Origin of the sequence: Daejeonella sp. H1SJ63, from assembly GCF_029360775.1 — a bacterium.
Lineage (GTDB): Bacteria > Bacteroidota > Bacteroidia > Sphingobacteriales > Sphingobacteriaceae > Daejeonella.
Genome location: NZ_JARKMZ010000026.1, coordinates 1 through 16204 on the forward strand (window position 1 = coordinate 1; position 16204 = coordinate 16204).

Below are 16204 nucleotides of genomic sequence, written 5' to 3' on the forward strand. Positions count from 1 at the left end.
GCTACAGCTCAGCGGATAGGTTAAAAATCAAAGCACAACGAAAAACCGGCTCTACGATACAGAAACAGATATTAACAACTGATTGTGTATTTTTCCCGGACAACAGTGATTCGTAATTCGTAATTCGTAATTCGTAATTCGTAATTTCTATTTTTTAATCATTTTCAAAAGCAGTTCAGGCTCATTGGTTGTGATGAAATCAATCTTCTGGTCAATAAACCATTGCAATAATTTAGGATCATTTACTGTCCAGGCATTAATGGTCAATCCTTTTTCTTTTGCTGAAGCAATCCATGAAGGGTTTTTCTGAAATACACTCTGATTATAATCCAGACCCCACATTTTATCTGCAGCCAGCACCTCGGGCGATTTATCACCATTCAAATAGGCCACACGTAAATTCGGATCAATACGCATCAATTCATGACAAATATTATAATCAAAGCTGATATAATCTATCCATGCCTGAGCCTTCATTGACCTGGCCATTTCATACACTTTACGCGCACTTTGAACTGCACGTTCTTTACTGATCGTAGGCTTTAATTCCAGCACAAGTTTAGTAGTATTCTGCTTCATCCCTTCTGTCAGGTACTCGTCAAGGCCGGGCATGTTTTCTCCATTCGAAAGTTTGAGCTGCTTTAATTCAGCAAAAGTTGTACTATGAATAACTTTGCCTTTAAAGGAAGGATCATGGTTAATAACCAGGGCTGAATCCAGAGTCATATGTACATCAAATTCAGAACCCTGACAAGCCAGACGCACTGCATGCTGCAATGCTGATATTGAATTCTCAGCCGCTCCGGTATGTTTCCAGGCTCCGCGATGCGCAATCACGGTGTTCCGGTTAAATTCATCCCTCAAAATCCTGAATGTTTCTTTCATCGTTCCGGCAGCAGTTTCGGCAGATACATTCAGATCATACCATTTAGGCCCTGAGGAGATTGCTTCCCTGCGAATCGATAATTTATTCTTCTTAAGCCTGAAAACTGAAACATTATCGCCACTGATCTTAAATTTTGCATCCTTACCGGGAATGCTTAAGGTCCCGATTTCAGAATTTTTGGTGCTGAACGTATGTCCGCTTAACAAAATATAGGGCTTTTGCTGTGCTGATATTATTGTGGTTTTGACACTCATCATTAAGATTAAGGCGCAGGGAATCAGGTTCTTTAACATGTTGGATATTAATATCAGGTCTTATAATTCTGCAATTAACTTATCAAAACTACTGATTTCAGAAAAAGTAATCGTTAAACTAAAATCAGAATTAGATTAAGTCCGGAAAATTATAAGTTTACTTTGTTTAAAATCATACTCAGCAGCTAAAAACCGCCTACCTTATGAAAGTAGTATTCTCTTTGCTCTTCATCACTTTATACTTATGGATTTTGCAGGTCCAGGCAAGTTCAAAGTCGGAATTTGACTCCGCAGAGAGTAAAATTTCTCATAAAATACTCAAGCATACAAATGCCGGTACGCGAACCCATATCATCACACCCAACGACTATAAAGGTAGCGATACTGAGCAGGTATTTATTACAAATTGCCAGACAAACTATACAGGAGTTGCCATCAGAGCGAGTGATAATGCAAGTATTCATCATGTATACATCAATGGCGTAATTACTAAGGCCAGACCAGATACTCCGGCCCCTTATGGTGGCAGTCCATACACAGTGTTGGTAGGTGGCCGGGGTTATGGCGATAATTCTGTGCGGGGTAAAATCAATAATATTTATGCTAACAACCTGATTGGGGACGGAATATCATTGATCCTTGTGGAATCGCCGATAGCTGATTGTCAATTTAATAAAGGTGCCTGTCAGCCCTGAAATTAATTCAGAAAAAAAATGAGCAAAAGGTATTCTTTAGCAGTAAATAAGCGTTTAGTCTGTATGAAAAAGATTCTTCTCATCTGCTTTATCGCATTTTCTATCGCTGGCTGTGGTGTTTCACGAAAGATCAGCCTGCTGGAAAAGTGCAGCTATGACATAAAATCGGCCGACAGTGTTTATCTGGGCGGAAGAGATATTACCCGAATGATTAGAAGCGGCAAATTGGATCCGGGAAGTATTCCTGAGCTTGCTATCGGGCTTTTCAGAAAGAACATCCCGCTCAGGGCAAGAATTAATCTGGGGATAAGCAATCCGGGTTCGGGAAGTATTGAACTCAATCAGTTCGATTATATCATTTCGTTTAAAGGTCAGGAAATTACCAATGGCACTACTGCCAGACGAATAGAGATCAATCCGAATGAAAGCACCACAGTGCCCTTAATGATCAATTCCAATATATACTCCATCTTATCCGACAGAAACACAAGAGATGAGATCATTTCTTTGATGAGGGGGACTGAAGACGATGGGAATAATCAAAAAAGTATCATCAATATAAAGATTCGCCCAAGCTTCAGGGTTGGAAAAAAGCTCATCAGGTATCCGGGTTATATTAATATTGATAAGGAATTGAGAAGTGAAATGTTCCGTTAAACTTAAAAAAGGTTAATCCCCGCAGTCCAGCCTGTCCAGTTTATGGCCTTTCCATTAGCAATTGCTTTTGCCGAAGCAGGCGCAATATCCTTTTTATAACCAATGGCTGTTTGGCTGAGTGGATCTGTACGATATAGTGAATAAGATGGCCCGGCAAATAAGCTCAGACCTTTAATCAACCTGAATTGCAGATTTTTTGAATAGTTAAAAACCCCTCCGATCTGAATGCCCCGCATTTCCTTACGGGTAATATTTCCAATTCCGGCAATCTGTAAACCACGGGTATGATTTGAAAAGCCGGCAAACTGCATTCCTCTAGCATCCTTCTTGATCACAGATGAAATTCCGGCAAAGGAAAAGCCCTCTTCTGCAGCAGAAACTCCGGCGATCAGATTAAAGGAAAATAAATTTGTGTCGGCAGGGGCATGAGTACCGTTTGAACTGAATGGATAAGCAAACCCAATGTTTACTCTTGAATTATGGGTGCTCTGAGCCTTTGCATTCAGTATTGAAAAAAATGGGATGATCAGAAGCGAGATCAATATGTCCCTGAAAAATCCATGTTTTATAAATTGCATATTCATTTTTGTCTTGTTTTGGGATGAGACAGACAAAAGAAACTTTACCCCTATGCCGGTATTAAAAAATTTGAGGGAAGCAGATTGAAATATCTGAAGAAGCGTAAAAGGGGATAACTGAAGATCTGTAGTCTTACTTAATTTATAGCGTGAAAAAGACTGATAAACTTAATTTTGTTATCTTTCGATTCTCAATTTGAAACTAATACCGATAATGAAATCTTTTAAAATCTTCATACTATTATTATTCATCAGCTTTTCCGGCTTTTCTCAAAACGTATTAAGCCTGATGAACCGTGCCGATCAATTTTTCGAAACGATGAATCAGGGAAAATTTGAAGAAGCACATGGCTTTTTTGATGAAAGTGTAAAAGACAAGATAACTGCTGATGAGCTCAAACTTTTTTGGCTAAGGCTGGAAAACAGTCTGGGCACCTATACCTCAGTTGACGGAGCCAAAAGTTCTGTTCAGGGCGATTATTATCAGGTAATACTGACCTGTGGCTTTACCAAAGGTTCACAACCCTTCACCTTTGTTTTCAATAAGGCCGAAAAACTTGTCGGGTTCTTTATTGCTCCAAAGCCTACTGAATCTGAGTATGCATTGCCCGCTTATGCAGATTCAACGCTTTATACAGAAAAGGAGGTTAAAATCACTTTCGCCGAAGGTGAAATGGCCGGTATTTTTACGAGCCCTAAAAACGCAAGCAACTTTCCGGTGGTGATCATGGTACATGGCTCAGGTCCTTCAGATATGGATGAAACTGTTGGTTCAAACAAACCATTTAAAGATCTGGCAATGGGCCTGGCAGCAAAAGGAATTGGAAGTATACGTTATGTTAAACGTACCATGGTTTACCCTAACTCCTTCAATAAAGCCTTCACTGTAAAAGAAGAAGTACTTGACGATGCCGTTACAGCTGTCAAACTAGCCGCAACCCTTCCTGGTGTTAATAAAACCCAGATATACCTTTTGGGGCATAGTCTGGGAGGAATGCTTGCTCCAAGAATTGCTACTCTTGTACCTTCATTAAAAGGAATTATTCTTGCAGCCGCGCCTGCGCGTAAATTTGCAGATCTTGTTACTGAACAGAATGAGTACCTGTACAAAGCTTCGGGAGATACCACAGCCATCGGGAAACAGCAGTTTATGGAATCTTACAATGAGATCTCAAAATCAAGACTTCTGAAGCTTGGAGCAATTGCTCCTGATTCAATTATACTTGGTGCCCCCGCATCTTACTGGATTGACCTGAATAACCATGACCAGGTAGCTGCTGCCAAAAAAATCAGCAGCCGTATTTTTATCGTACAGGGAGGAAATGATTTTCAGGTTTCAGTGCAAGACTTTAACATCTGGAAAACAGCTTTGGCTTCCAATAAGAATGCCAGCTTTAAATTATATCCTGAACTAAATCATTTATTCTCAGTTCAGAAAGAAAAGGGAAACGGAAATCAGTACCGCGTACCTGCAAATGTTGATCTCAGCCTGATCAATGATATAGCTGTTTGGATTAAAGGAAAATAAACCGAAAACGCATCAAACTAAATCAGCAAAGCAAAATCAGGTTTTAAAGCACCCACGGAAAGGAAATCTTCATTTTATATCAGCCTGAAGCTTTCCTGATAAAGATGTGGGTACACGGTAGGATAAAGAAGGGAACAGTTAGTTATTCCTGTTCCCTTTGATCAAAAAATATATCTATTTCTTATTCCACGGACCGGTAATCGCAAGTGTCAGTCCGGGCGATTGAATATTTACAAACAAAGTTTTGCCCGAAGGTGAGAATACCGGTCCGGCAAATTCAGACTGCCGGTAGCCAACATTCCTGGCTATCACGTAAGTCTCACCCTGCGGAGTAATACCAATAATCCTGGCATCTGCTTTATCTTCACAAATAATCACATCACCCCAGGGAGCAATAGTCAGATTATCACAATTCTGAAAAGTATCCAGATTATTGGGCTCAAGAAATAATTCCAGTTTTCCCGGAGACTCACGCTCACGTTCCTGCCCCTCAAACTTACTGGGAACGTACCTGAATATTTGACCGTAACTTTTTAAGCCGCCATTTGTACATGCAAAGAACAATTCATTCTTACCATACCAGATTCCTTCGCCGCGGGCAAAGCGTGCTGCACCCTGTTTATACCCACGCAAACGCAGATCATCATCCGGCGCCTCAACATTGTCGAGATCGATCCAATGCACATCAAAACTCTTCTTTTGCGGAAATTTATCCGATTTCAGGCTTTCCCAGTTTCTGGTATCTGCACTTTTCCACTCGGTAATTACAAGGCACTGCAATTTGCCACCTTTATGCAGATCACCGAATTTATTTGGCAGATAACGGTAAAACAAACTGTCACCGCTGTCTTCCGTCTGATATACAATTCCCTCCGAAGGATGAACAGCCACTGCCTCGTGAACAAAACGCCCCATTGGCTTGATCGGCTCCGGCTTAGTCAGACCAATTTTTTCTGATGCAAAAATCTCAAAATTATAGCCATGGTCTTTTTCAAGCATTCCATTTTCAGCACCTGCTTTCAGCGTACTTTCCTCACAGGTGATCCATGAATTCCAGGGAGTAATACCTCCCGCGCAATTTCTTACCGTCCCGATCAGACTTAAATACTGAAGCTCTGCTTTCTGTAACTTTTCATCATAAACAAGGGTGCTGGTACCCCCGTAACATAAACGATCTGATTTGCCAAAATCATAGATGTCATTTTTATCCACCTTGCTCAGCAGCTCATTATTCTTCCCGAATGGCCCTGATCCGATTGCGCCAGGTGATAATTCATGATTCCTGATCAGGATCATTTTATTGTTCTTTGCCTTAAAGACACCCATGCCGTCAAATGCTCCCGGAGTATAAAACCCATCAGACATCAAATCCCCCTTACGGGATATCACCTTTGCACTGAATCCCTCAGGCAAACTCAGAATATCACCCTGCTGATGCGACAATGTGCCGTAATTGCGTAAAAAATTGCCATTTCCCAAAAATCCCAGAGCCGCCGCATTGGTAGCAAACTGATTTAGTCCCAGAAAGCCCAGACTCACCAATCCGGAATTTCTGATAAAGTCTCTCCTTGTATTGTTCATATAATAAAAATAATATTAATTCTTTAGTAAAACGTGAATACTAAAGCCAATCTGGTATTTGTAAATGAAGTCTTTGTTATCCTGATATGAATAATTACACCTGATGCAATTTAACCCGGTTGAGCCGGGACAAGAATTAAGCCCTGGTTTTGCCAATGTTTGGCAGAAAAGCCGTAATAAGGCCGATCAGAGGCAAATAGGCACAAACCTGATACACATACTCAATACTGGTTCGGTCAGCCAGCTGCCCCAATACTGCAGAGCCGATTCCGGCCATGCCAAATGCAAAACCAAAGAATAAACCTGAGATCATTCCTACCTTACCCGGGAATAACTCCTGTGCATATACCAGAATAGCAGAAAATGCAGATGCCAGAATCAGACCGATCGGAATCGTCAATATAATTGTCCAGAACAGATTTACATGCGGCAGCAGCAAAGAGAATGGTGCAACTCCAAGTATAGATGCCCATATTACATATTTCCTCCCGATCCGGTCACCCAATGGTCCGCCGATAATTGTTCCGGCAGCCACAGCAAAAAGAAATATAAACATATACACCTGCGAATCCTGAACAGACACCCCAAACTTGTGGATGGTATAGAATGTATAATAGCTGGTCATGCTGGCCAGATAAATGTATTTGGAGAAGATCAGGATCAGCAGAATAAGTACCGAAAATATAGTCTTGTTTCTGGATAATACCTGTTCTGCATGATGTTCTTTTCCGGGGCGCCTTGCCTTTATTCTTACTTTACGCTTATACCAGTCGCCAACTTTCATAAGCAGGAAAATCGCAATCAGAGCCAGCAAAGAAAACCAGATGATCATTGATTGTCCGTAAGGAACAATGATCATTGCAGCCAGCAGCGGACCAATTGAGCTTCCGAAATTGCCTCCTACCTGAAAAACAGACTGGGCAAATCCCCTTCTGCCTCCGGATGCCATATGCGCAACACGTGATGCTTCAGGATGAAAAATAGAGGAGCCGGTTCCAACCAAAGCAACTGCAAATATCAAAATTTCAAAACTGGGGGCACGCGATAAAAGTACCAGACCAATCAATGTAAATGCCATACCAATGGCCAGCGAATAAGGCTGAGGTTTGCGGTCGGTATAATACCCCACAAATGGCTGAAATAATGATGCTGATAGCTGAAATGTCAGAGTAATTAACCCGATCTGAGTGAAACTTAATTTGAAAGTATCCTTCACTACCGGGTAAATAGCAGGAATAATTGACTGCAAAGTATCATTCAGCATGTGCGATGAACTGATTGCAATCAGAATAGGAAATACCGTTTTACCTGCGGTTCTGGCATTTTCTGTCAATTTTAGATTTGCATTCTGCTCAATTACCTGCTTATTCATTTAGATATGTCCTTATTACAAATATCTACCCTAAAATTTAAAAAAAGCAAGAACCGGAAAGAAATTTAAACCGATTTGTACCAGACCGGGGTTATACGATGGGAAACCGGACCTTTATTCTTTAAACAAAAGAGCCTTTATTCTGAAAGCTCTCTCTCAATTGCCATACTGCTTTATTCTTATCTGCAGTATCCCCAATTCTGATAATATCACACAAAGCCAGCATTCTGTATAAAACCCTGTCCTTTTTCACTGCTTTAACAACAGTAGGGTAAAGCGGAAGAATACTCTGTCCTCTTTCTTTTCCCTGCTCATCTGCCCAAACCAGTTTATCTTCAGAAGAAAAACTCAAATAAAGGGATGATTCTGAATGTGCGGTATAAAGCCCCTGCCGTACCGGGCCAAGTTGTGCCGGAAAAACATAGGGAAGTCCGAATTCCAGAAATTTCAGAAATGCGTCCTTATCCACCTCTCTTTTGGCCGGATCAAGCAATCCGGCAATTGTGGAGCGGTTCAATGATTCACTGACCTCTGAAGCGCTGATAAAAAGTTTCGAGGAAAGATCCTTAATACGAATATCCTGACCCACATCAATAATCAGCTTCAAAAGAATAACTATATCCTGCGGACGCATGCCCTTATGTTCTTTCATAATTGAAAGATAGGTATAATTACTCAATATCGCAATTCGCGAAATGATTTTACATTTAATATCCTGTTGATAAACAGCTTCTTACGTAAAACTCAGTGCTGATGCGTTTACAAAGGTGCACCAACCTGCAAATCGCAGCGGTGACCCGGCTGACCATGCGGAGGATTAACTTTCAAACCTGCCGGTGCGGCCTGTTGAGGACCGGGAGGCTGAGTACTTACAGGCTGCGGAACCGCAACCGGTACAGCTGCGCCATTTGCATCCGTTAAAGGTGCACCTACTGCAAGGTCGCAGCGATGATGCGGAAGACCATGAGCCGGATTATTTTTGGGAGCTTCACCCATGGCATCTGCCGGCATAGGTGGAATACCCTGAGTTGAAAGAGCGGGCTGTGCTGCTTCATTTCTTTCATTCATCACCACTCCGATAATGGTAGCGCCTGTCAGCACTATACCTGCAACTATTACGATAGTCTTCATAATTTCAATTGGCTATTATCCGCCTGAGCGGAAAACAAAAATACATATTTCCCGACTTCCATAAAAGTGCCCAAAGAAAAGGAATCATTATTAGCTTAGCAGAAATTACAGAAAGGGAAATGAGATATTTTGTGCACATCGCTTATAAAGGAAGCAAATATTTCGGCTGGCAAAGGCAGCCTGATAAACTGAGTGTGCAGGAAGTAATTGAAGATTGCCTAAGCAGGATCTTCAAAATGCCGGTTACGATTTACGGATGCGGCAGAACGGATACAGGAGTACATGCCAGTCAGTATTTTTTTCACATGGATATTGAAAAATCATGGAGTTTTGATCTCTTCTTCCGACTGAACAGAACCCTCCCGGATGACATCTCTTTGTTTGACATCATTCCGGTTAATGGCGACAAACATGCCCGGCATGATGCCATACAAAGGGAATACGATTATTTTATTCATACCTATAAAGATCCATTCCTCAGCGAAAGCAGTTCACTATACCTGAGAAAAAGCTTTAACCTGGAGCAAATGAAAAAGGCTGTATCATTGCTCCCTAAATACAATGACTACCGCGCCTTCTGTAAATCGCCCGACAAAAATGAGCATACCATATGCCGGGTCTCAGCTGCATCACTGTACAGCAATACAAATGGCGACAGGATCCGGTTTAATATTTCCTCCAACAGGTTTCTTGGAAGAATGATACGCATACTTAGCCGTAAACTGATCGAAATCAGCGACGGTACTCTTAGCGTTGATGAATTTGAAAGTCATCTGATCTCCAAAAATATACCGTCAAAAATATTGCCTGCACATCCTCAAGGCCTTTATCTTTCTAAAGTAACTTACCCCTTTCTGGATTTGAAACCTAAAGCAGTGCATCCGGGTTCAGAGCAGGTTTGGATAGAAGTTTAATTGCTGGAAACTGATAAGGAGAAAGCCCAAAAAGCCTGGACATGCTAACATAATAAGCTCATTTTGTGCATATTAGAAATTTTCAGGCATTTTTGTCTGGTTAATTTTGGAGTCAGAAAGAAATCTTTATTTACACTTTTAATTCAGAGACCAGAAAGGAAATCCTCCTCCTTTATCTTTACTCCCGTTATAGCCCCTCCTTGTGCCACATTTTTATCGGCATAAATTTTTGGACCGTAGATTGACCCGTAATGGGTCAAATGTTTATAGAAATAGGTTCACATGTATGCCCCAATCCCGAAGGTGATCGCATGCCTATTAAATTTTCACATACGACACCTTCGGCGTCGGAATCGGGGTATATGGTGTTTTTATAAATATTCGACACCTTCGGTGTCGGTTAATCGAATAAAATGAAGAAGAAATTAAGGGTATAGCCAGTTTGTGAACGTGGAAGATAAGGTTACCCGGCGGCATGAGCGAAAGGATTTCAATACAATAAAATCATTTGTATTTAAACAGACAGCCAAAAGCGATTATGTAATAGTTGAAACTTTAACCAGACACTAGTGAATTTCAGAGCTTATTTGCATATTTAATAGAAACTAAAATAATGCGGTACAATGACAAACCTCATTCATCCCTGTTTATGGTTCGATGGTCAGGCCAAAGCCGCAGCCGAACTTTATTGCTCTCTTTTTAAAAACTCCGCAATAAGTACTGATACACCTATGGTGGTCACGTTTGAACTGGAAGGAAATAAATTTATGGGCCTGAATGGCGGTCCGCAATTTAAGATCAATCCATCCATTTCAGTTTTTGTGGTCTGCCAATCGCCGGAGGAAACAAACCATCTCTGGGAAAAACTGATTGATGGAGGTAAAGCATTAATACCTATCGGTAAATACGATTGGAGCGAGCGTTATGGCTGGCTTCAGGACCGCTTCGGCTTAACCTGGCAGATTTCATTGATCAGCGATGCTCCGGTCAAACAAAAGATAAGATCCAGCATGTTATTTACAGGCGATAAATTTGGAATGGCAGAATCAGTCATTAACTTTTATACCTCCGTTTTTGACCACTCATCAACAGAATTGCTAATGCATTACCCGGAAGGAAGCGAAAATGCAGGTAAGGTATTGTATTCAGAATTTAAACTGGATCATCAAAATATGATTGCAATGGATGGACCGGGAGTGCATGATTATACTTTCAATGAGGGAGTTTCATTTGTAGTTGAATGCGAATCGCAAAAGGAGATTGATTATTACTGGAACAGACTGACAGAAGGCGGGCAGGAAAGCATGTGCGGCTGGCTGAAAGATAAATTTGGTGTATCGTGGCAAATTGTACCGGCGGTTCTTGGCAAACTGATGTCTGATCCCCTGAAGGCCCCCAATGTAATTCAGGCATTTTTGAAGATGAAAAAATTTGATATTGAAACATTGCTGAATGCCTGAAAATGGAGGATAATGCGGGGACAGAAAATATTTGGCTTTTAGAGGAATCTATTTCATAAATTGTACTTTAATAAAACATTACTAAACTATACCCAATGCACAGAAGAGATTTTGTAAAACTAGGCAGCATCATTGCCGCAACAGCCGTACAGTCAGATGTATATGGAGGAGAAATTCAACTAAAAACAGCCGCGTTTGCAGGCAAAACTGTCGATTTTGTGAATGATGGCGTGCCTTTAAGTCCGAAAGAGTATGGCGAGCTATTAATGAAACTGGCTGACGAGGGAAAAATCAAAACCGACTTCTATTCAAACGGCGGGGTTGTTGAAGAACTTGAAAACAGGTTTGCCAAACTGATGGGTAAGGAATCTTCGGTTTTCATGCCTACAGGAACCCTGGCCAACCACATGGCATTGCGACGTCTGGCCGGAAATAACCGACGTGTAATTCTTCAGGAACAAAGCCATATCTATCAGGATACAGGAGATGGCTGCCAGACTTTAAGTGCATTGAACCTTATTCCCCTCGGACTGAATACCACAGAAATGACCCTGGCAGAGATCGAAGAGGTTGTCGGCAAAACAGCAAAGGGCAGAGTTGCCTTAAAAGTTGGTGTTATCTGTATCGAAAGTCCGGTGCGCAGACAACATGACCAAATGTTTGCCTTCGAAAACATGAAAGCCATAACGAATTATGCCAAAACAAATGACATTAAAACCCATTTAGACGGGGCAAGGCTTTTTGTGCAATCAGCACATACCGGAATAGACCCGGCAGCATACGGAGCAATGTTTGATACCTCCTTTACCTCCATCTGCAAATGCTTTAATGCAGCCAGCGGGGCTGTTCTTGCCGGTTCAAAAGAGTTTACCCACGACCTGTTCCATGAGCGCAGAATGTTTGGTGCAGGCATACCGGCGGTATGGCCCTTTGCCGCAGTAGCCCTGCATTATGTAGATTCGTGGATTGAAGAATATAAAAGCGCCTGGCAAAAAGCAGAGTATCTGTTTACCGAAATACAGAAAGACGAACGCTGCAAAATTATTAAATACAACAACGGCTCACACATCGTACACCTCGACCTGAAAAACATTGATAAAAAACGCTTTTCGGATGCACTTGCCAAAAGAAACATCCGCCTCTCTGCACCTGATGAAAGCGGATTTAGCTTAAAAGTGAACATCTCCATGAACAGAATGACTGCGCAGGAAATTGCGGGGAGTTTTAAGGAAGCGATGAAGGAGGTGTAATGAAAATTGGCTCATGAGTTTGAAGGGTAATCTGTTCAGCTATTTGGCATTTTTCCGCGGGTCATCACTAATAATCAGATAAATGGCATTTGCCCCCTTATCTGCGCCCATGCTGTTGTCAACAAAGGACGTATATGATTCGTTTGCCGGTAACAATACGCATATCCCAAAAAGAATTTAACTTTATTTGTTAGCGGCAGAACAGCAAAGACAGCTGAAAGCGCAATAAACTCAAAATTCGCAAAACAATACATCTAATATGAAAAAAACGGCTTCATTCATCCTGATCTTAATTCTTGGCCTGGCCGCGGGTATCTTTATCAGCCGGAACGAAGCAATATGGAATGTCCTGAAAAAGCCATTCACTGATACCTTCACCCGCTTTGATGATACCCGTCAAACTGAATGGGATACAGATTTTGAAGTGGTATCGATACAATCTACTCTGGATAAGTCCATGCAAAAGGCCTATTTCTATAAATCCAAATCTTCTGCACCTAAGCCATTGGTTGTGAGTCTGCACACCTGGAGCGGTAATTATGAGCAGAAAGATGAACTGGCAGCGCTATCCAAAACAAAAGACCTGAACTATATCCACCCCGATTTCAGAGGGGTGAACTGGACAAAAGATGCCTGCTGCAGCGATCTGGCACTGGGCGATATCGATGATGCCATTGACTATGCCATCAAAAATTCGAATGTGGACCTGTCGAGAATCTATGTCATCGGAGTGAGCGGCGGTGGCTATGCTACTTTAGCTGCTTTCATGAAATCAAAACATTTGATCAGACGTTTTTCTGCCTGGGTTCCCATTTCCGAACTTCCTGCCTGGTATGCCCAAAGTAAAATCATGGGTACAAAATATGCAGAGAACATCATGGATTGTACAAGCTCTAAAGACAGTCTCAATATGGATATTGCTAAAATGAAATCTCCAATTTACTGGAAAACCCCGGTAGAAAAATTGAATACTGCAGAATTTCAAATCTATGCCGGTGTTTACGATGGAATTCAGGGTAGTGTGCCAATCACTCATTCTATTAATTTTTATAACAAAGTTTTAAGAGATACATCGCCTGCAGATAGTTCAGCCTACGTAAGCGAAACTGAAAAACTAAATCTGCTTGAATACAGAAAAGCATTGGGCGATTTTGGATACATCGCCGACAGAAAGATATTCCTCAGAAAACGATCGGGCAATTTAGGTCTGACCATTTTTGAGGGGAATCATGAAATGCTGACTGAATATGCATTTAATGAACTGATCAGAGAATAAGCTGATTCATTTTGGAAAGATGTTTTTACATTTTTCACACAATTGAATGTCATTAATCCAATATCTTCGGTATTCATTAAAAAATTTAAGCCATGAAAAAAATATCTATTCTGTTTACTGCAGCATTGATTGGCATATTCAGCCTGAATGCCAATGCTCAGCTCCGCATGCCGCAGTCGAGCAGCTCCCAAACCCTTATTCAGGAATTCGGGCTTGGAAAAGTGACCGTCAAATATTCGCGCCCGAATGTGAAAGGCAGAAGCATTTCGGCAGATCTTGCTCCAAATGGCGAGGTGTGGCGTACAGGAGCAAATGATGCTACGGTAATCAGCTTCACAGAGGCAGTAACACTTGAAGAAAATCCGGTTGCACCGGGCGATTATGCCCTTTTTACCATTCCGGGAAAAGATGAATGGACCATTATCCTGAACAAGGAAACTAAACAATGGGGTTCATACAGTTACAAACAGTCTGAAGATGTGCTTCGTTTCAAAGTAAAACCGGTAAAACAGAACGACAAGACTGAAACATTTACCATTGGTTTCAGTGATGTATTGCCTTCTTCGGCAAAACTTAACCTGATCTGGGATCAGGTTCGTGTATCTGTTAAAATGACAACTGATGTAGATACAAAAGTTATGGCAGGCATTGATGAGGCTATGAAGGGTGAGAAAAAGCCATATTACCAGGCAGCGGTTTATTATTATGAAAACGGAAAAGATCTGAAGAAGGCTCTTGAATGGATTAGTGCTGCTGAATCTGCTGATCCGAAAGCTCCGTGGCTTAAATATCAGAAAGGCCGTATTCAGTTAAAGCTTGGCGATAAAAGCGGGGCAGCTCAAACAGCTAAAGCCGGACTTGAAGCCGCAAAAGCCATGAATAATGCAGAATATATCCGTTTAAACGGAAAGATACTTGCTGAAGCAGGCAAGTAATCAATACCTCATTTTATGTATTTTTATAAGGCTCCACTAAGCGGGAGCCTTATTTTTATTTAAGGAATTAACCAATTATCCTATGAAATGGGCTTTTGCAATTCAGCGTAAAATCCGTCTGGCTATCGTACTGGCAGTAATGATGCTTTTTATCATCCTGTTCAGTATGATGGAAAGCTATAATGTGAATAAGATTTCGAAATCCTTCAGCTCCATTTACGAAGACCGGCTTATCCCTGCCGTAGATCTTTATTCTATATCGGGACATATTCATGATAAAAGAAATAAGCTGGTAAGTTTCATTTTTACTGAAAACATGAATGCAGAGCAGGTAAAAAAGTCCATCAGTTCTGCAAATAATCAATTGGACAGACTGATCAGTAAATATGAGAAGACCTATCTGGTTAAAACTGAAACCAATCATCTTCAAAATCTGAAAAAGAACCTGAAATTATTTGAAAGGGATGAGATTCTGCTGATCAATGCGGCATTAGAAGATAAGGAGCTTGCCAGAAAGCTTTATTTGAATACTACCGTTAAGTTCTATGATGAACTGGATAAAGACCTCATCGAATTAACCAGAGTGCAATCTGAAATAGGGAAAGAATTACTTGCAGAATCAATAAAAAGTCAGGCCAGTTCTGAATTTATTTCCCGCTTACAACTGATCATCGCAATCATTCTGGGTATTATCATTATGATTCTGATCCTTACAGATAAACAGGTGGTGCTTAAACAGGAGAAGTTTAATTTAAACTAAGTCTCTCAAAGGAGGAAACTTTCATTTTTAAGATCCCGGCCAATTGAGAAATTCAAACCTGCTTTGCTCAATCAGTATTTTACCACATGTCCGGCCTCCTCAATAGCGATGATCATTTCCACCTTTGGAAAGTCATCGGCGCAGATTACTGCTGCCCTGCCACTTTCGGTAGCGATATCAAAAACCCCAAGTCTCTTTAACGAATAGCTAACCTCCTGCTGCTTATGAAGGCCGGTCATGGTCGGAATTTCAAAGTGTACGGTTTTCATCAGATTGTGTGTTTATTATAAAGACGTAATTTTTTACATTTTGAAACAGCTTCGGTAAAATTCTGCTTCACTAATCATTTACGTTAAAGCGCGATAATCCGGTTTATCTGATCTCTTCAATTAACGGAATATTTTCATCCAGGGTATAGTGCTGAAAATTCTTTGAAGGAACCGGTACCAATGCATATTTAGCTTTGATATTGCTCAGCTCTTCAGGAACTTCAACAGTACTATCATCCCAGACTTTTGCAGCAACAGGAACTACAGCTTTCATTAAATCTGCCGGAACAGTTTCATCAGGGCTTCCCCATACAAATTCAGCCACCGGAACTCTGGCGAACTTTGCTTTAACATATTTCAGATTTTCCGGAATTTCTGTTGCTGCATCATTCCAGTCGCGCGCTGATACCGGAATCATGGAACCGGAATTTATTTTACAGGACTTTTTCATGCATTTATCTGCTGAATATGACCCGGTATTCAATAAGAGCATTAATAATGCAATCAGAGTATGTAATAAAGTTTTCATCCGTAAATATTTAATGTTGACTAGTTAAAGTCAACGGGTTTATACTTCTGTTAATTAATTAAAAAAACACAGCCAAGAGTTGTAAAATTTCATCCTCGAGCTCTATGGCTCAACCCTGTGTGCTTAGCT

Annotated in this window: 17 protein-coding genes; 9 read left to right on the forward strand and 8 right to left on the reverse strand. The window is 41.0% G+C overall.

The annotated features are described in order from the left end of the window. Positions 1–147: 147 nt before the first annotated feature. Positions 148–1179, reverse strand: a complete 1032-nt coding sequence (locus P2W72_RS07265) for a glycerophosphodiester phosphodiesterase family protein (RefSeq protein ID WP_276360336.1) — start codon at positions 1177–1179, stop codon at positions 148–150. Between the two features lie 164 nt (positions 1180–1343). On the opposite strand from P2W72_RS07265, the gene P2W72_RS07270 reads away from it, so the two are divergent. Together P2W72_RS07270 and P2W72_RS07275 are read left to right on the forward strand one after the other, a co-directional pair. Continuing rightward, a complete protein-coding gene (locus tag P2W72_RS07270) occupies positions 1344–1835 on the forward strand; it encodes a hypothetical protein (protein ID WP_276360337.1) in 492 nt (163 codons plus the stop codon). Positions 1836–1853: 18 nt separating this feature from the next. Next, positions 1854–2492: a hypothetical protein gene (locus P2W72_RS07275; protein WP_276360338.1), complete on the forward strand. Its 639-nt coding sequence runs from the start codon at positions 1854–1856 to the stop codon at positions 2490–2492. A gap of 2 nt (positions 2493–2494) precedes the next feature. Here the strand turns inward: P2W72_RS07275 and P2W72_RS07280 are convergent, their stop codons facing one another. Next, positions 2495–3076: a hypothetical protein gene (locus tag P2W72_RS07280; RefSeq protein ID WP_276360339.1), complete on the reverse strand. Its 582-nt coding sequence runs from the start codon at positions 3074–3076 to the stop codon at positions 2495–2497. 208 nt (positions 3077–3284) lie between these two features. On the opposite strand from P2W72_RS07280, the gene P2W72_RS07285 reads away from it, so the two are divergent. Beyond that, positions 3285–4598, forward strand: coding sequence for a DUF3887 domain-containing protein (locus tag P2W72_RS07285; protein ID WP_276360340.1), 1314 nt, complete (start codon positions 3285–3287; stop codon positions 4596–4598). 174 nt (positions 4599–4772) lie between these two features. Here P2W72_RS07285 and P2W72_RS07290 read toward each other — a convergent pair whose 3' ends face one another. The 4 genes from P2W72_RS07290 to P2W72_RS07305 form a co-directional block, all read right to left on the reverse strand. Continuing rightward, the gene (locus P2W72_RS07290) at positions 4773–6179 is read right to left on the reverse strand and encodes an alkaline phosphatase PhoX (protein ID WP_276360341.1); all 1407 of its coding nucleotides are present in this window, start codon (positions 6177–6179) and stop codon (positions 4773–4775) included. A 136-nt stretch (positions 6180–6315) separates the two neighbouring features. After that, entirely contained in the window at positions 6316–7551 is a 1236-nt protein-coding gene (locus P2W72_RS07295; protein ID WP_276360342.1) for an MFS transporter, read from the reverse strand. A 121-nt stretch (positions 7552–7672) separates the two neighbouring features. Beyond that, on the reverse strand, positions 7673–8203 hold the full coding sequence (locus P2W72_RS07300) for a hypothetical protein (RefSeq protein ID WP_276360343.1): 531 nt from the start codon (positions 8201–8203) through the stop codon (positions 7673–7675). Positions 8204–8310: 107 nt separating this feature from the next. Further along, positions 8311–8682, reverse strand: coding sequence for a hypothetical protein (locus P2W72_RS07305; RefSeq protein WP_276360344.1), 372 nt, complete (start codon positions 8680–8682; stop codon positions 8311–8313). 8 nt (positions 8683–8690) lie between these two features. Between P2W72_RS07305 and truA the strand changes: the two genes are divergently transcribed. The 6 genes from truA to P2W72_RS07335 all read left to right on the forward strand — a co-directional run bounded on the left by truA (position 8691) and on the right by P2W72_RS07335 (position 15277). Beyond that, complete coding sequence (gene truA, locus P2W72_RS07310; RefSeq protein ID WP_276360345.1) at positions 8691–9596, forward strand: tRNA pseudouridine(38-40) synthase TruA; 906 nt, start codon at positions 8691–8693, stop codon at positions 9594–9596. A 623-nt stretch (positions 9597–10219) separates the two neighbouring features. Continuing rightward, a complete protein-coding gene (locus P2W72_RS07315; RefSeq protein ID WP_276360346.1) occupies positions 10220–11056 on the forward strand; it encodes a VOC family protein in 837 nt (278 codons plus the stop codon). 95 nt (positions 11057–11151) lie between these two features. Further along, positions 11152–12306 carry a beta-eliminating lyase-related protein gene (locus P2W72_RS07320; RefSeq protein WP_276360347.1) on the forward strand — a complete coding sequence of 385 codons (1155 nt, stop codon included), beginning with the start codon at positions 11152–11154 and terminating at the stop codon, positions 12304–12306. A 259-nt stretch (positions 12307–12565) separates the two neighbouring features. Next, a complete protein-coding gene (locus P2W72_RS07325; RefSeq protein WP_276360348.1) occupies positions 12566–13582 on the forward strand; it encodes a prolyl oligopeptidase family serine peptidase in 1017 nt (338 codons plus the stop codon). Between the two features lie 92 nt (positions 13583–13674). Further along, positions 13675–14517: a DUF2911 domain-containing protein gene (locus P2W72_RS07330; protein WP_276360349.1), complete on the forward strand. Its 843-nt coding sequence runs from the start codon at positions 13675–13677 to the stop codon at positions 14515–14517. Positions 14518–14599: 82 nt separating this feature from the next. Beyond that, positions 14600–15277, forward strand: coding sequence for an MCP four helix bundle domain-containing protein (locus tag P2W72_RS07335; RefSeq protein ID WP_276360350.1), 678 nt, complete (start codon positions 14600–14602; stop codon positions 15275–15277). A gap of 71 nt (positions 15278–15348) precedes the next feature. On the opposite strand, the gene P2W72_RS07340 is transcribed toward P2W72_RS07335, so the two are convergent. Together P2W72_RS07340 and P2W72_RS07345 are read right to left on the reverse strand one after the other, a co-directional pair. Further along, positions 15349–15546 carry a hypothetical protein gene (locus P2W72_RS07340; RefSeq protein ID WP_276360351.1) on the reverse strand — a complete coding sequence of 66 codons (198 nt, stop codon included), beginning with the start codon at positions 15544–15546 and terminating at the stop codon, positions 15349–15351. 103 nt (positions 15547–15649) lie between these two features. Further along, positions 15650–16075, reverse strand: coding sequence for a hypothetical protein (locus tag P2W72_RS07345; protein WP_276360352.1), 426 nt, complete (start codon positions 16073–16075; stop codon positions 15650–15652). Positions 16076–16204: the final 129 nt, after the last annotated feature.